The sequence below is a fragment of the Mycobacterium scrofulaceum genome (assembly GCF_001667885.1).
GTDB classification, from domain to species: domain Bacteria; phylum Actinomycetota; class Actinomycetes; order Mycobacteriales; family Mycobacteriaceae; genus Mycobacterium; species Mycobacterium scrofulaceum_C.
On the sequence record NZ_LZJW01000075.1, the window covers coordinates 1 to 14,980 of the forward strand.

The following is a 14,980-nucleotide window of genomic DNA, read 5'->3' on the forward strand; positions in this document are numbered from 1 at the left end:
TGGCTGGCCCGCATCATCTGGTCGTTCTCGACCGTCAACGAGGCCCAGACGTTCGACATGTCCAAGCCGGACACTGTCCGGCGCTACGTGGAAACGTTCGCCATCAACGGGCTTCGCTGAAGGACCACGCGGGCGTCGCTCAACTAAACAATAGACGTACTATTGTTCTCCGATGTCGGATGGCTTTCGACACTGGATTCTCGATCGGTGGTCAGCGCATGGGCGAACGGACATTGGCCGGCAAGCGGGTCGTGGTGGTGGGCGCATCGGCCGGGATTGGGCGGGCATTCGCCGTCCGTGCCGGCAAGGAGGGCGCCGACCTGCTCATCGCGGCGCGCCGACGAGACCGTCTCGACGAGGTCGCCGCCGATGCCGGCTGCGGCGCGGCCATCAGCGCGGATGTGCGTAACGCTGACGATTGCGGGCGGCTCGCCGATATGGCCCGAGAGAGCCTTGGTGAAATCGACCTGCTGTTCATCTCGGTGGGGTACGCGCCGTTGAGAATGTTCGCCGACACTTCCCTCGACGATTGGACGGACGTGATGCAGACCAATGTCGTCGGTGTGCATCAGGTCATCAAGTGCTGTCTGCCGGTGCTCGCACCCGCCGCGATCGTCAGTGCCCTGTCCTCCGAAACCGTCGGCCAGCCACGGACCGCGCTGGGCGCCTATTCCTCCAGCAAGGCCGCGCTATCAGAAAGCCTGAATGCTTGGCGCACTGAGCATCCCGGCTTTCGCTACTGCTGTGTCACAGTGGGCGGCACCGTTCCGACGGAGTTCACCGCGGCGTTCGAACCCGGGCTGCTCGGCGTGGTCGTGCAGGATTGGGTGGCGCGCGGCCTCTTGCAAGAGACATTGATGTCGCCCGCCGACGTCGCCGACATGCTGGCGGGAACATTCGCCAGCGCTTTGAACTTTCCCGCCGTCGGCCTCGAGCAGCTCGTAATTCGTCCACCGTCGTCGCCGCGTCGCGCGGTGACGGTATGAGGGCGGCGGCGAGAGGGTAGCGATGTCAACGCAAGTCGAGTCGGCGTGGCCCGATTACCCCAATTACCGGATCGAGGCGACCCCGTGTCCATACCGGGGCCAGGTGTGGTTCGGTGAGGTGCTCGTTGCCCAGAGCGACCGGTGCCTCGTGGTGACCGAGACCGACCACGAGGACCGCTTGTACTTTCCCGAATCCGACGTGCTGTGGGAGTTGTTCCGCCCGTCGGATCACAGCACCGTCTGCCCGTTCAAGGGCCGGGCGAGTTACTGGAGCCTCAGCCAATCGGACCCCGCGGTCGAGAACGTCGTCTGGGCCTACCCCACCCCCTTGCCAGAAGTCGCGGCGATCGCGGGACACGTTTCGTTCTACGACGACGCGCTGCGCGTGGTCGTCGAGGAAGACTGGCCGGACGGCTCAAAGGTAACTGTGAGATTCCCGCTGTGGGGAGACGCAGCCGAGCTGTGCAGGATCATTGACGTCCAGCAGGTGTCCGACAGCGAGTTCATCGGGCCAGCTCATGGGCCAACCCATCGCAACGTCGTCGAGGGTGGCCAGCTGCTCGGCGAGGCGATCGTCGCCGCATCGAAAGCACTCCCAGGGCAACGGATTACGTCCGCGTCGATGATCTTCGCCAAAGCGGCCTCGTTCGACGCGCCCGTAGACCTGTCCGTGGACGTGCTACGGCGGGGGAGATCGTTTTCGTCGGCCGAAATACGCATCAGCCAGAGCGGGGTGCTGCGCAGCGCAGGCTTGGTGCTCGCGGACTCAGGAGCCGGCGATGTCATGCGGGCAGTGGAGCCCATGCCGGACGTCCCAGGGCCCGAGTCGGCAGTGCCGTTCCAGGGCTTCGGGATGACCGGCCGCGAGATTCGGGTGGTCGATGGAGCATACGATCCGGATCCCGATCGGGTTGGCCCGCCGATCATCAACGCGTGGGTGCGATTCCGCGATGCGCCGCCGACCCCGTACCTAAACGCCGCATTGCTCGCCCAGTCGACGACGCATTGGACTATCGCCGCAGGTATGTTGCCGCATCCTGGCCTGGGCGAGGCGCGCGCGCATGCCACCTTGTCGACCGGAATCATGAAGGCCACCATCGCCTTTCACGACGACGTCGACGTCGCGGACTGGCTGCTCTACACCAACCACGCCTTCTGGTCGGGACGCGGCCTTGTGCAGGGCGACGGCCGGGTCTTCACCCGAGACGGACGGCTCGCCGCGTCGTACACCATCCAGGCGATGGTGCGTGAGTTCGCGACCGAGCCCGCGGTGATGGGACGTGACAGCCGCACGGCTATGTGATGGGGGTGTGGTGTTCGCGACCGCGTCAGCGCAGGCCGTTGATCGCGAATTTCTCGACGTACCGGCGGACCGTGGCCGGCTTGGTCATATCGAAGGTCAGACCCTGATTGACAGTCGAAAAGGAATAGATGATGCGGGCCAGCCACTCGCTGCCGGCCGTGACATCGACGCCGGTGCCGACCTCGCCGCGCTTCTGGGCATCGCGGACGTAAGGTTCCAAAAACTTGGTGGTGCGGCGGACGGCGGCGTCACCGTCGGCAACCATGTGGCGCATCAACTCCGCATCGTCGGCCATCAGCCGGTTGCGAGTCCGGTGGTCCAGCAGGATCTTCGCATGGGTCTCGGCCATCGCGCCGACCTGCTCAGCCAGCGTGTTCTTCTTGGCCATGGCGGAAGCGACCTCCCGATAAAACCGCTGCGCACCGAATTCGATCGCGGCGTCGATGAGCACGTTGCGGTCTTCGAAGTACCGGTACACCGTGCCCCGCGACACGCTGGCTTTTCGCGCGACGTCCTGCACGCTGGTGCGCTGGATGCCGAGCTGGGTGAAGCATTCGTTCGCCGCCTCGAGGATCTGGTCCCTGCGATCGAATTCCCCGTCCGATTCGAGATCGGCAGGGGCGGGTTTCGTCGACATGTCGCTCTATGCTACGCGACAAATTTCGCCGTTGTGTTCCGTCCACGGGCCAATCTGCCACTGAGCTGACACCGGATAGTAGTCATTGCGACACATAGCGTACTGCTGTCTAGTATGGCTGTCGTCGAGGATGACGCCAGAAACGAGGGCAGCGCGTGGAGCTTGGCCTGGGGGGACGCAATTTCGTTCTCGTCGGCGGGACGACCGGTATCGGGTTCGCCGCCGCGCGGCTGCTCGCGGCCGACGGTGCCAACGTGGCGCTGCTGGCGCGTAACGGAGAGCGCGCCCGCGCGCGGGCCGAGCAATTGACCGAAGACTACGGAGTGCGGGCGGTCGGAATCGCCGTCGACGCGGCCGCCCCGGGCGACGGGATGGATCGCGCCGTCGACGAGGCGGCCGCGAGCCTGGGGCCGCTGCGCGGCCTGGCCGTCACCGCGGGACCGATGAATCAACAGGGGCCGTTCCTCGAACACGGCGACGAGTCGTGGGACTGGTATTACCAGTTGATTTTGATGGGAACCGTGCGCTCCTGCCGCGCGGTCATCCCCCACCTGCAACGCAATGGCGGTGGAACCATCGTCACGACGGCCGCGTACTCCGTTCGGGCGCCGAAGATCCTCATTCCGCCATACAACGCGCTCAAGGCGGCGGTGTTGACCTTGTCAAAGATCCTGGCGAAAACACATGGCCCCGAGGGCATCAGGGTCAACACCGTATGCCCGGGACTATTCGACACCGAGGTCAACGACTTCATCCGTGCACGACGGGCGGCCGAATACGGGGTGGCGCTGGAGGACGCGATCTATACGCACCTCGCGAGCAACCCGGACTGGAACATGCGGGTTGCCCTCCGCCGCGGCGGGCGTCCCGAAGAAGCGGGCGAGCTGATCGCCTTCCTGCTCAGCGACAGGGCAGCTTTCATGACCGGTGCGGCCGTCAACATCGACGGGGGCACGGACTTCTGACCCCCTCAGAGCCCGATCTCGTCCGCGAGGAGCCCCCGGTGATAGGACGCGTCGCCCAGCAGGTGCCCTGACGATTGAGCCCGCTTGAAGTACAGATGGGCCGGGTGCTCCCAGGTGAATCCGATCCCACCGTGAATCTGGATATTGGAGGCAGCGGCCCGGGCAAACGCCTCAGAGCTGCACGCCTTGGCCAGCGACGCCACCGCCGGCAGTTCTGGCAAGCGTTGGGCCGCGGCCCGCACCGCGTAATAGGCTGCTCCGCGAGCACATTCGATGTCCAGGGATAGGTCGGCGCACTTGTGCCGGATGGCCTGGAATGAGCCGATGGGCTTGCCGAACTGTTTGCGGGCCTTGGCGTAGGAGACGGCCATCTCGAGGCAGCGTTGCGCGCCGCCGACCTGTTCGGCGGCCAGCGCGGCGCAACCAAGCGCGAGGGTCGACCGCAACAGTTCCTCCGCGCCGCCCAAACGACCGACGAGCGAGGCCGGCGTTGCGGTGAATTCGATGCGGGCCTGTTTTCGCGTCGGGTCCAGGCTGGACAGCGCGCGTCGGGTGGCGCTGTCGAACCGGTCGACGGCGAACAACGACAATCCGGAGTCGGCCTGGGCGGCCACCAACAGCAAATCGGCGCTGCAGCCGTCGAGGACATAGGTTTTGGCTCCGTCCAGCACCCAGCCGTGTGCCGTCTCTCGCGCCCGCGTGTGGATCGCCCCGGCTTGCCAGCGGCCCGACTCCTCGGTGACCGCCAGGCTGGCGATGGTCGCTCCGGACGCGATGCCCGGCAGGTATCGTTGTTGGGCGGCGTAGTCACCCGAATCAAGCAGCGCGCTCGACGCCAGTACCGCCGACGCGAAGTATGGCGACGGAGCCAGTGCCCGTCCCAATTCCTCGGTGACGACGCCGAGTTCGACGAAGGTGTACCCCTGACCGCCGAATTCTTCGGGGATTGCGAGCCCCACCAGGCCCAGTTCTTCGGACATTTGCGCCCACAGCGACGGGTCGTAGCCCACCGGGTTTTCCATGTGGCGGCGCACGCGTGCCTCGTCGGCCTTGTTTTCGAGAAAAGAACGTACGACGCGGCGCAACTCATTCTGCTCATCGGTGAATCCGAAACCCATTGCACGACCGGACATCACGACTCCGCGGGGGCGCGGCCGGTCGGGCTCACCCGCGGTGCGTCAGCGCCCTGGCGCAGGGTGCGCAGCCAATCGCCAACGGCCGCCGGGGCCGGGACCGGCGCGTCGAAGCGCCCGGGGTCGGCGGCCCAGAATGCCTCCCACGACGGGAACGCGTGGTGGAACGAGCCGTCCTGGTTCGGGCTGCCGGGCCAGCGCACCTTCCGCGGACCGACCGGCGGGTCGGTGATGTCGCTTCGGTACCAGAACAGCGGGATGCGGCGCGCGAAATACCAATGACCGTCGCGCCGTTCGTAACGGTCCAGATAGGCCAACATCTCGATGAACCAAGCGCCCTCGGTTTCCAAGTCGTTGCGCGAGTAGACGAGACCGCTTGCGGTGTCGGTGTCGTGGACATCGATGACATGGCCCAGGACACCGTGCGCGCTGCCCAGCAGCGTCGGACGAACCTCGGCGTCGTACCAGTGCCGCAATGCGGCGCGACCGTGGCGCTTGCCCGGCACCCCGATGTCGTCGACGAAAAGATTTGCCAGGGAATCGAAGTCACGCATGTCCAACGCCACCGCGTACCGTGCCGCCAGCTGACGGATTTCCTCGATGGCTTCTAGGCGGGCGATCCGCGCCTCCAACTCGGTCATGCCAGCTCCCCCGAGGTGACAAGCTGCACCAACCGTGGCTTATCGATCTTGTTCGTGGTGGTGTACGGCAGCCGATCGGCGTCGGGGAGAATCACCCACCGCTTTGGGACCTTGTAGGCGGCAAGTTCCTTGCGGCATGCCGCCGCGAGTTCATCCTGTGACGCGCACCGACCCTGGTTGAGCACGACCACGGCGCAGACGAGCGCACCCTTGTCCGTGTCCGGAACGCCGACGACATAGGCGATCCGCACGCCGTCGACGCCGCCGATCACCGCCTCGACCTCCACCGGTGCGACGTTGGCGCCCGAGGATTTGATCATGTCGTCGGTGCGTCCGGTGAAGAACAGGAAACCCTCGTCGTCCAGGTATCCGGCGTCTTTTGTGTGGTACCAGCCGTCGGCGTCGAACAGATCGCTGTGTTGCCGTCCGATCATGCCGCGCATCATCGCAACTCCCCGCACGCAGATTTCCCCGATGGTGCCGTTGGGCACCTCCGCACCGCACTCGTCGACGACCTTGTGCTCGTAGCCGGGTGCGGCAACCCCGAGTGAACCGCGCTTGCTTTCGGGCACCGGTTCGTGTGGTGGCCACCAGGTGTGGGAACTGCACGTTTCGGTCATCCCCAACTGCGTCACCAGCAGTGACGGATCGGCGGCGCGCAGTTCCGGCGGTAGCAGCACCTGGTGGTATCCCCCGCGCAAACTTGACAGATCGGCGGAGGCGAAGTCGGGATGATTCGCCAGTGCCCGGCCGACGTGCGGGAACCCCGTTGCGTAAGTGGCGCGCTCGGTTTCGAGTAGGCGCAGCACGTCGCCGGCGTCGAACTTGTGCTCGGTGAGAATGGTGGCGCCGGTCTGCATCGGCCCGAGCAGACCGAAGACCAGCCCGGCGACCCAGAAGAACACCATCGGGATGTAGACCCGGTCGTCGGGCTTCCACTCGTGCTGCGTGGCGACGAAGCGGGAGTGAGTAATCACGGTGCCGTGCGTGTGGATGATGCCTTTCGGGTCCGAGGTGCTTCCCGATGTGTAGATGACGACCAGGTCGTCGGACGGGCGGACCGTCGATTCACACGCACTCAGAAACGTTTCGGGCGCCGGCTCCGGCCATGCGCTGGGCCAGGTCCGCTCGCTGTCGCCAAGCCCAAAGATGTTGCGCAACTGGGGCAGCCGTTCGAGGCCAAGCGGTGCGCCCGGGGGCGGTAACTCGCCTGCAGCATCTCCGACACGAGCGAGCATGTCCTTGCCGAGCAGCGAGTCGACCGACAGCAGGGTGTGGATGTCGGCGTCGCGCAGCAGCCAGCTCAACTCCGGCGGCTGAAAGAAGGTGTTGATCGGCACCGCCACAGCGCCGATCCGGGTGGCAGCCAGGAAGGCGACCGCAAAATCGGGTCCGTTCGGCGCCAGGATTCCGACCCGAACGCCTTTGGTGACGCCCGCCGCGAGCAACCGCCGCGCCATCTCGGCGGACCGAGCAGCGGCCTGCGCATAGGTGATTCGCTCGATCGTCCCCCCGCCCGCCGTGGAAATGACGAAGTCGTTGTCTCCGTAAGCGGCTACCAGGTCGACCAGCATCGCCGGGACGACCGGTGCGTACGGCATCGGTTCGTAGGCGAAAATCCGTGGCGCCTCACTCATCGCGCGTCATTCCACTACCCACCGCGGTTCCCGCTTTTCCGCGAACGCGAGCATCCCTTCCCGGTAGTCGGGGTGGGTCAGCTGGTGTTGCAGCACATAGCGATACGCGATGTCGTTGGCCGCGCGTAACCCGACATCGAGACTGCTCCACATCGCCTTGATCGACGCCTGGACCGTCGCAGGCGAGAGTTTCGCGATGTCCAGGGCGATTTCGCGCGCACGCTGTTGCAGCCGGTCCGCGGGCACGACCTCATTGATCAGGCCGATCTCGTAGCCCCGCTGCGCGCTGATCCGGCCCTGCTTGGTCATGAGCCCGAGCTGCATCACCAACGACAGCGGCATTCTGCGCAGCAGCACGGCGGGCTCGAGCGCGAACACGTTGCCCACGGCCAGATGCGTGTCGATCAGCTCGGCGTGCTCGGCCGCGATGATGAGGTCGGCATCGGCGACCTGATGCAGGCCGCCGCCGACGACCATTCCGTTGAGGGCGCAGATTACCGGCTTCCACACGTTGTGGTGCAGCCGCGAGCCGGGAACCTTGTTGCGGATGCCACCCTCGGCCGTTGCCCGGATGTCCTGGCCCGCGGAGAACGCCCGGTCGCCGGCACCGGTGATGATGGCGACCCGGATGTTCGGGTCCTCCCGCACGCGTGCCCAGGCGATGCCGAGTTCGGTGCGGGTCAGGTCGTCGGTGGCGTTGAGCCGCTCCGGTCGGTTGATCGTGATGGTGGCGACCTGTTCCCTGACGTCGAACAGGATTCTCTTCAGTTCCACGACATCCCCTGGCATCGATTCGTAGCACTAAACACTACATCAACATATGTCTTGTCGTTCCGCGTCGTCGTCATGGCATCCACTGCCCACCCGACACCGAAATGAGTTGTCCGGTGACGTGTTTGGCGGCGGGCGAACACAGAAAGGCCACCACCCCGGCCACGTCCTCCGGCTCGCCGATGTTTCCGGTCACCGTCGTCTTGCGCATCTGCGCAAGCTCGTCGGACGTCTTGCGCGACAACAGCCACGGCGTCGCGGTGGTGCCGACCACGACGGTGTTGACCCGGATCCCATGCACACCGAGCTGAACGGCCATCAGCCGGCTCAACCCTTCAACACCGGCCTTGGCGGCCGCGTAGGCCGGCGGCCCGGTGCGCACCCCGTGGGCCGACACCGAGCTGACGTTCACGATGGCCCCGCCGCCGTGGGCGACCATCTGCCGGGCGGTGACCTGCGCCATCACGAAGGTGCCCTTGAGATTCACGTCGACGATGCGGTCCCAGTCCCCGTCCGTCTGCTCGAGAAACGTGCCGGGCAGCGTCATACCCGCGTTGTTGACCAACGCCCGGACGGGCCCGTACCGGTCGGCCAAGCCGCTCAGCGCGTCCTCGACCGCGCCACGGTCCGTGATCGACACGTTCATCGGGACGAGCAATCCCGATCTCGCCTCATCCGAATCCTCGACGCGCGCAATGGCCTTCGCGTTCACGTCGATCGCTGCCACCCGGTGCCCGCTGCACATGAGCGCGGCCACAATCGATTCACCGATGCCTCTTGCTCCCCCGGTGACGACCGCGAGCGGACGGGAATCACCCGACACGCTTGCCACCCCCTCGTCCCGGTCCGGACGTTGCGACGGTCCGCTCGATCGCGGCGATCGAGGGCCGCACTAGCTCCACGGATTCGGCCATCAGTTGTGACAACTCACCCCGGCCACCGGCGGCGACCCACGAATCGATCGCTGCGCGGTTGGCGGCGTTGATCAGCGTGGCGGCCAGCCGAGGCCGCAAGTCCGGTTGGTTATCGCTGCCCAGCCAGCGAGCGACCTCGGCGGTGAGCTGATCGATCCAGTCCTCGTTGATCCGCAACATTGTCGCGCGCAGCGCCGGCAGGCTGTGATACATCCGCGCGCGGACCAAAAACATGTCGGGCTGATCGACGATCGCCTGCGCCACGGCCGTCGAGGTCTCGGCGAGTGCGTCCCACAGTGAGTCGGAGCGTGCGGCACGGAAACGCCGGATCGCTTCCTCCAGCCGCTCGGCGTAGCCGTCGAACAGGATGTCTTCCTTGTTGGCGAAGTGATGGAAGAACGTGCGCGGCGCGACCCCGGCCGCCGCCGAGATCTGGTCGACGGTGGTGCCCTCGTAGCCCTGAGTGGTGAACAGCTCGATCGCGGCATGGATGAGCGCCTGCCGGTTGCGCAATCCGCGGGCCCGTCGTTGGTCCATGCTCACACCCCTGCCAGCGTGGCGGTTCCGGAGCTCAGGGCGACGGCATCGCCCTGCAGCGTCCGGAAACGCACCGAACCTTCGGTTCGCCAGATCTCCGTCCGCAGCGGGGCATCGAGCTTCACCTGCTTGGAGAACCGGCAGGCCAAGGATGTCAGCGACCGGGGCTCGCCGTCACCGATCCGGTCGATCACCGCCCGCGCGGCGAACCCGAGCGTGCACAGCCCGTGCAGGAAGACGTCGTCGAAGCCGTATTTCCGGGCCGCCGCCGGATCGATGTGCAGTTGGTTGCGGTCACCCGAGAGGCGGTAGAGGGCGGCCTGCTCGGGCCGGACGACGTCGTCGAATATCGCATCCGGCGGCCGGTCCGGGTCCGGTTCCGCGGCGGGTCCACGGTCGCCGCCAAATCCCCCCGCACCGAGAACCATGGTCTGGGACCTGGCGACGAACACGGTCCCGTCCGCATCGGCGCCGCGGCTGGTCAACTCGACGGCCGCGTGTTTGCCCTTGTCCCACACCGCCGACACCTCGGCCTGCACCGACATTTCCCCTTCGGCGCCGATCGGCCGGTGCAGCTCCAGCGATTGCGCGGAGTGCACGATCGGATACGTCCCCAGGTCGAGCGCACTGCGCAGGTCCTTGACGGCCCACCAGTTGGCCACCAGGGCGAACGTCGGCAGCACATCGGGACCGCAAGCCTCGTTGAGGAGCCTCAGCCCGGACGGCGGGCGGGCGCCCACCCCCAGCGCGTACAGGATCACGTCGGTCTCGCACCAGCGGAAGGTGCTCGGCGGCAACACGGTTCCGACCGCGGAGTCGAACAGAGCCACGGCACTCCCTACTAAACGGATTGACGATATGTGTTCAATCGTGCATTATTGTGGCAGTCAGTGCAACTACTTTTACAATGCGAACAGCGGGAGTGACCGACATGAAGTTCGGCGTGTTCATCCTCGGCGACAAGCCCAACCACCTCAGCGAGCGGGAGGTGCTGGCCAACGTGCTGGAGGAGGCGCGCTGGGCGGAGGAGCTCGGTTACGACGAGATCTGGCTGGCCGAACACCACTTCTCCCCCTACGGCATGCTCCCGGACCTGCCGCAGGTGGCGACGGCGATCGCCGCGCAGACCGAACGCATCCGGATCGGTACCGCGTGCATGGTGGCGCCCTTCCACGAGCCGATTCAGTTGGCCGAGCGGATCGCCTTGGTAGACGTCCTGTCCGGCGGCCGCTTCGACGCCGGCTTCGGGCGCGGCTATCAGGCTCATGAGTTCAAGGGTTTCGGCATCTCGATGGACGAAGCCACCGGTCGATATCAGGAGTGCGTGGAAATCGTCAGCCGCCTTCTGACCGAAGAGAACGTCAGCTTTCATGGCAAGTACTTCCGGATCGAGGACGTGACGATTTACCCTCGGCCGGTGCAGCAGCCGATACCCGTGTGGGGCACGGTGATGAAGACGCCGTCGAGCTTCGAGTGGCTCGCCGAGAAGGGGTTCGGCGCGATCATCGGAAACCCCTATCAGGTGGATCCGGATCTGCAGGGAGCATTGGACATTTACTTGAAGGTGCAGTCCGAGAAGGGACTTGACGCCGCTACTGGCAACGTGTGGGCGCTGCTCAACGCCTTCTGTCACCAGGACGACGCGTTCGCCCGTACTTACCCGCGGGAGAGTGTCGAGTTGTCCATTCAGACCCATCGCAAGTATTCGAGCCCGTTCGAGCGTGGCGGGGAGATACCGGCCGACTACAAGGCCTACTCGGACTGGTTCGAAAAGCACGATAAGCAGAGCTACGAACAGGTCCTGAATTCGCACCTGACGCTGATGGGTGACCCGGACCGCATCGTCGACAAGATGCGCACCGTCATCGACATGGGCTGGCGCAACATCATTTTGCGCATGTCGCGCGGCGGAGCTATGGACCGCACCAAGGTGTACGAGTCGATGAAGTTGTTCGCCCAAGAAGTGATTCCCGTGGCGACCGAGCTCGCGGCAGCCGCGGCTTGAGCCAGCAACTCGCCGACCGCATCCACGCGGTGCTCGCCCTTGACCCGCGGGCGCCCGCGATCGAGTACGAGGGCCGGTGGGTGGATTGGCAGGAATTGTCAGACGTTGCCGCGGGCATTCAAACTTGCTTACTGTCAGCCAATCTGGGCAAAGGATCTCCGGTCGGCCTCGTGCTGCGCAATCATCCCGCCATGGTCGGGGCCATGCTCGGCGTCTTGCTGACCGGTGGTTGCGTGGTCACGATCAACCCGTCCCAGGGTGACGCCGGGCTGTGCACGGATATGCGGGACCTGCGGTTGCCCGCGGTGGTAGCCGTGCGAACTGACTGGGAGCGCGCCGGAGTCGTCGACGCCGCCGCCGGGTCGCTGGGCCTGCAGGTGTCGGGGGACGTGGCCGGAGCGACCGTCGTGGACGGGCTTGAGCATCCCGGACCGGGCCCGTTCCGCCCGCCGGGTGACGGCATCGCCGTCGAAATGCTTACCAGCGGCACCACGGGTCCGCCGAAACGAATACCGCTTTCCTACAGCTCGTTTGAGCACTCCGTCGCAGCGGCGGGCGCACATTACCGTGTTGGCGCCGGGCATGACCCGGAACAGAGACTACGTTCGGGCGTCGCCATCGTCTCCTCTCCCCTGGTGCATATGTCGGGGCTGTTCCGCACCCTGCTCAACATTTGCGAGGGAAGAAAGGTTGCGCTCCTGGAGCGATTCCGGGTTCCCGACTTTGTCGAGTTGCTACTCCGGCACCGCCCGAAGGCCGTCAGCCTGGTGCCGTCGGCGATGGCGATGGTGCTCGACGCGGGCGTCGATCCGGAGGCATTCTCGAGCGTCGAGGTGGTGACCTCGGGCACCGCGCATCTGCCGGTCGACGTGCAGACCAGGTTCGAGTGCCGCTACGGCGTCGCGGTGCTGCCGTCCTACGGGGCAACGGAATTCGCCGGCGGCGTGGCCGGCTGGAATCTCGCCTTGCACCGGCAATGGGCGAGCGCCAAGCGCGGAAGCGTGGGGCGCCCGCAACGCGGCCGGGAGATCCGCGTCATGTCCCTCGAGGATGACACGGAGATGCCGTGCGGTCAGCAGGGTCGCATCGAGGTTCGCACCACGGGCGGGGACTGGGTGCGAACAACCGACCTGGGCCGAGTCGACGCCGACGGGTTTGTGTTCATTGACGGGCGCACCGACGACGTAATCATTCGCGGGGGTTTCAAGGTCAATCCGGCCGAGATCATCGCCGTGCTCCGTGGCCATCCGGCGGTCCGCGATGCCGGCGTGGTCGGCCTGCCCGATGAACGGCTCGGCCACGTGCCGGTCGCGGCGGCCGAGTTGACCGACGGCGCCCGCGTCACGCCGGAGGAGTTGCTCGCGTTCGCTCGCGAACGATTGAGCCGGTACTACGTCCCGGCCCGCCTGGTCATCGTCGAGGAGTTGCCCCGCACGCCGTCGCTCAAGGTCAGCCAACCCGCACTGCGCGAAATTTTCGAAGGGACAGGGATGTGACGACCCGAGGCGTGGCCGCCATTGCCGGTGTGGCCGACGAGGTTTCGGCGACCGGGGTGATCGACGTTCCGTTGCGCGAGCTCGAGGCGCGCGTGATCACCGCCGCCCTGGCCGATGCGGGTTTGTCGCTGCGTGACGTCGACGGGCTGTGCACCTGCACCGGCGGAACGCTCATGCATTCGGTGGAGCTGGCCGAGTACCTCGGGATAGCGCCGCGCTTCACCGACGCGACGCAGACCGGCGGCGCCAGCTACGGGCTATACGTCGAGCATGCCGCCGCGGCGATCGCCGCTGGTGAGGCGGAGACGGTGGTGATCGTCTATGCGTCGACGCCGCGCGCCGCGCGCAAGCGTGGCGAAAAAGGCCTCGGGGTCTTCGCAACCCCCGAGCGGCTGGAATGGGAGACGCCCTTCGGGGTGATGCTCCCGATCAGCGCCTACGCGCTGGCGGCCAATCGGCACATGGCGACCTACGGGACGACGCCCGAGCAGCTGGCGCAGATCGCCGTCGACACCCGGCGGTGGGCCGCGCTGAACGAGCGGGCTCACCTGCGTGAGGCGATCACCGTGCGCGACGTCCTGGACTCCGGCTTCCTCGCCGAACCGCTGCACAAGCTGGAGTGCTGCCTGGTCACCGACGGTGCCGCGGCGCTGGTGGTCACCAGCGCCGAGCGGGCCCGCGACCTGGCCAAGCCGCCGGCCTTCGTCCTGGGTGCGGCGTCGGCGGCCTCGCACGCGATGATCTCCCAGATGCCCGATCTCACCGTCACCCCCGGGGCGGTGTCCGGTCCGGCCGCCTTCCGCGCCGCGGGCCTCACCCCGGCCGACATCGACCTGGTCGAGCTGTACGACTCGTTCACCATCACGGTGCTGCTGGCGCTCGAAGACTTGGGCTTCTGCGGCAAGGGCGAAGGGGGTTCGTTTGTCGCGGACGGCGCATTGGGACCCGGAGGGACCTTGCCCGGTCAGACCTCCGGCGGCGGGCTCTCCTACACCCACCCCGGGGCGTTCGGCGCCTTCCTGCTCGTCGAGGCAACGCGCCAGTTGCGCGGCGAATGCGGCGAGCGGCAGGTGTCGGACGCGAAAACGGCTGTGGCACATGGCACCGGCGGGGTGCTCTCGGCCACCTCGACGGTCATTCTCGGGACGGAGGCGACGTTGTGACCGATAGGCTGCCGGTCAAGGAGCCTAGCCTGGTTTCCGCGCCCTTCTGGGACGCGACCCGGCGGCGCGAATTGACGGCCCAACGATGCGAATCGTGCGCGCGGCTCGTCTGGTATCCACGGTTCGCCTGCCCGCACTGCGGCGGGGCGGCGCTGGTGTGGGAGAAGTTGAGCGGTGACGGGGTCGTCTACGCGGTCAGCGTGCACCACCGCGCCGCGCTTCCCGCCCTCGCGGACAAGGTCCCGTACTCCGTGGTGCTCGTCGATCTGGACGAAGGTGTCCGCATGATGTCAAACGTGTTCGGTCCGCCTCCCGCCGTCGGTGACCGCGTCACCGTGGTGTGGGTGCCGCTCGAGGACGGCCGTAACCTCGCTGTCTTCGAACCGAAGTGAGCCCCGATAGCGCGCTGCGGCGCACCCGCGAAGAGCTCGTGCTAAGGCACGTCGCGGCCGAGAATGCGCGAGACCTGGAGGCGGCGATGGACACCTTCACCCATCCCCGCTACGAGATCATCGCTACCGGAACCGTTTTCGACGGCGACGAGGCGGTCCGCGCCATGTTGCTGCAACAGTGGACGGATCTCCCCATGCTGCAGTACTCCGCCGAGGCGCTCTACCACGGCGACAACGGGTTGGTCGTCGAGACCCGAACCACGGCACCCGGCACGCCGCTGAACATGTTGAGCATCAACCTCTTTGGGTTCCGCGGGCCGGATCTTGTCCTGGAACGTTGCTATTTCGACCGAATGCTGCTCGCCGCACAGCTCGAGTCGATCCGCGCGCCTTAGCCGAC

General features: G+C 66.4%; 16 protein-coding genes. 8 read left to right on the forward strand and 8 right to left on the reverse strand.

Translation table 11 applies throughout. From position 1 onward, the window contains the following. The first annotated feature begins 179 nt into the window (after nucleotides 1-179). Nucleotides 180-986 carry an SDR family oxidoreductase gene (locus A5681_RS10400; RefSeq protein WP_231996277.1) on the forward strand — a complete coding sequence of 269 codons (807 nt, stop codon included), beginning with the start codon at nucleotides 180-182 and terminating at the stop codon, nucleotides 984-986. A gap of 22 nt (nucleotides 987-1,008) precedes the next feature. Then, nucleotides 1,009-2,289, forward strand: coding sequence for a DUF427 domain-containing protein (locus tag A5681_RS10405; RefSeq protein WP_067273282.1), 1,281 nt, complete (start codon nucleotides 1,009-1,011; stop codon nucleotides 2,287-2,289). Between the two features lie 25 nt (nucleotides 2,290-2,314). Here A5681_RS10405 and A5681_RS10410 read toward each other — a convergent pair whose 3' ends face one another. Further along, nucleotides 2,315-2,926 (reverse strand): TetR/AcrR family transcriptional regulator, encoded by a 612-nt coding sequence (locus A5681_RS10410; protein ID WP_067273285.1) that lies wholly within the window; start codon nucleotides 2,924-2,926, stop codon nucleotides 2,315-2,317. A 155-nt stretch (nucleotides 2,927-3,081) separates the two neighbouring features. Here A5681_RS10410 and A5681_RS10415 point away from each other — a divergent pair, with 155 nt between their 5' ends. Continuing rightward, entirely contained in the window at nucleotides 3,082-3,891 is an 810-nt protein-coding gene (locus tag A5681_RS10415; RefSeq protein ID WP_082968296.1) for an SDR family NAD(P)-dependent oxidoreductase, read from the forward strand. Between the two features lie 5 nt (nucleotides 3,892-3,896). Here the strand turns inward: A5681_RS10415 and A5681_RS10420 are convergent, their stop codons facing one another. From A5681_RS10420 to A5681_RS10450, 7 genes are all read right to left on the reverse strand, one after another. Continuing rightward, nucleotides 3,897-5,024, reverse strand: coding sequence for an acyl-CoA dehydrogenase family protein (locus A5681_RS10420; RefSeq protein ID WP_231996278.1), 1,128 nt, complete (start codon nucleotides 5,022-5,024; stop codon nucleotides 3,897-3,899). Then, a complete protein-coding gene (locus A5681_RS10425; protein ID WP_067273292.1) occupies nucleotides 5,024-5,665 on the reverse strand; it encodes a nuclear transport factor 2 family protein in 642 nt (213 codons plus the stop codon). Before A5681_RS10425 ends, A5681_RS10420 begins: the two co-directional genes overlap by 1 nt. Continuing rightward, nucleotides 5,662-7,302 (reverse strand): class I adenylate-forming enzyme family protein, encoded by a 1,641-nt coding sequence (locus A5681_RS10430; protein WP_067273295.1) that lies wholly within the window; start codon nucleotides 7,300-7,302, stop codon nucleotides 5,662-5,664. The genes A5681_RS10425 and A5681_RS10430 overlap by 4 nt, the downstream gene beginning before the upstream one ends. A gap of 6 nt (nucleotides 7,303-7,308) precedes the next feature. After that, on the reverse strand, nucleotides 7,309-8,076 hold the full coding sequence (locus tag A5681_RS10435) for an enoyl-CoA hydratase-related protein (RefSeq protein WP_082968297.1): 768 nt from the start codon (nucleotides 8,074-8,076) through the stop codon (nucleotides 7,309-7,311). A gap of 70 nt (nucleotides 8,077-8,146) precedes the next feature. Next, the gene (locus A5681_RS10440) at nucleotides 8,147-8,896 is read right to left on the reverse strand and encodes an SDR family NAD(P)-dependent oxidoreductase (protein ID WP_067274040.1); all 750 of its coding nucleotides are present in this window, start codon (nucleotides 8,894-8,896) and stop codon (nucleotides 8,147-8,149) included. Continuing rightward, complete coding sequence (locus A5681_RS10445; RefSeq protein WP_067273302.1) at nucleotides 8,886-9,524, reverse strand: TetR/AcrR family transcriptional regulator; 639 nt, start codon at nucleotides 9,522-9,524, stop codon at nucleotides 8,886-8,888. Before A5681_RS10445 ends, A5681_RS10440 begins: the two co-directional genes overlap by 11 nt. Before the next feature lie 2 nt (nucleotides 9,525-9,526). Further along, complete coding sequence (locus A5681_RS10450; RefSeq protein WP_067273305.1) at nucleotides 9,527-10,354, reverse strand: MaoC/PaaZ C-terminal domain-containing protein; 828 nt, start codon at nucleotides 10,352-10,354, stop codon at nucleotides 9,527-9,529. Nucleotides 10,355-10,455: 101 nt separating this feature from the next. Between A5681_RS10450 and A5681_RS10455 the strand changes: the two genes are divergently transcribed. From A5681_RS10455 to A5681_RS10475, 5 genes are read left to right on the forward strand one after another with little or no spacing between them, the layout of a single operon-like run. Then, entirely contained in the window at nucleotides 10,456-11,529 is a 1,074-nt protein-coding gene (locus A5681_RS10455) for an LLM class flavin-dependent oxidoreductase (RefSeq protein ID WP_067273307.1), read from the forward strand. Further along, on the forward strand, nucleotides 11,526-13,025 hold the full coding sequence (locus A5681_RS10460) for a class I adenylate-forming enzyme family protein (protein ID WP_067273310.1): 1,500 nt from the start codon (nucleotides 11,526-11,528) through the stop codon (nucleotides 13,023-13,025). Before A5681_RS10455 ends, A5681_RS10460 begins: the two co-directional genes overlap by 4 nt. Beyond that, nucleotides 13,022-14,188 (forward strand): acetyl-CoA acetyltransferase, encoded by a 1,167-nt coding sequence (locus A5681_RS10465; RefSeq protein ID WP_067273312.1) that lies wholly within the window; start codon nucleotides 13,022-13,024, stop codon nucleotides 14,186-14,188. The genes A5681_RS10460 and A5681_RS10465 overlap by 4 nt, the downstream gene beginning before the upstream one ends. Beyond that, nucleotides 14,185-14,580: a Zn-ribbon domain-containing OB-fold protein gene (locus tag A5681_RS10470; RefSeq protein ID WP_067273314.1), complete on the forward strand. Its 396-nt coding sequence runs from the start codon at nucleotides 14,185-14,187 to the stop codon at nucleotides 14,578-14,580. Before A5681_RS10465 ends, A5681_RS10470 begins: the two co-directional genes overlap by 4 nt. After that, nucleotides 14,577-14,975, forward strand: coding sequence for a nuclear transport factor 2 family protein (locus A5681_RS10475; protein ID WP_067273316.1), 399 nt, complete (start codon nucleotides 14,577-14,579; stop codon nucleotides 14,973-14,975). The genes A5681_RS10470 and A5681_RS10475 overlap by 4 nt, the downstream gene beginning before the upstream one ends. The last annotated feature ends 5 nt before the right edge of the window (nucleotides 14,976-14,980 follow it).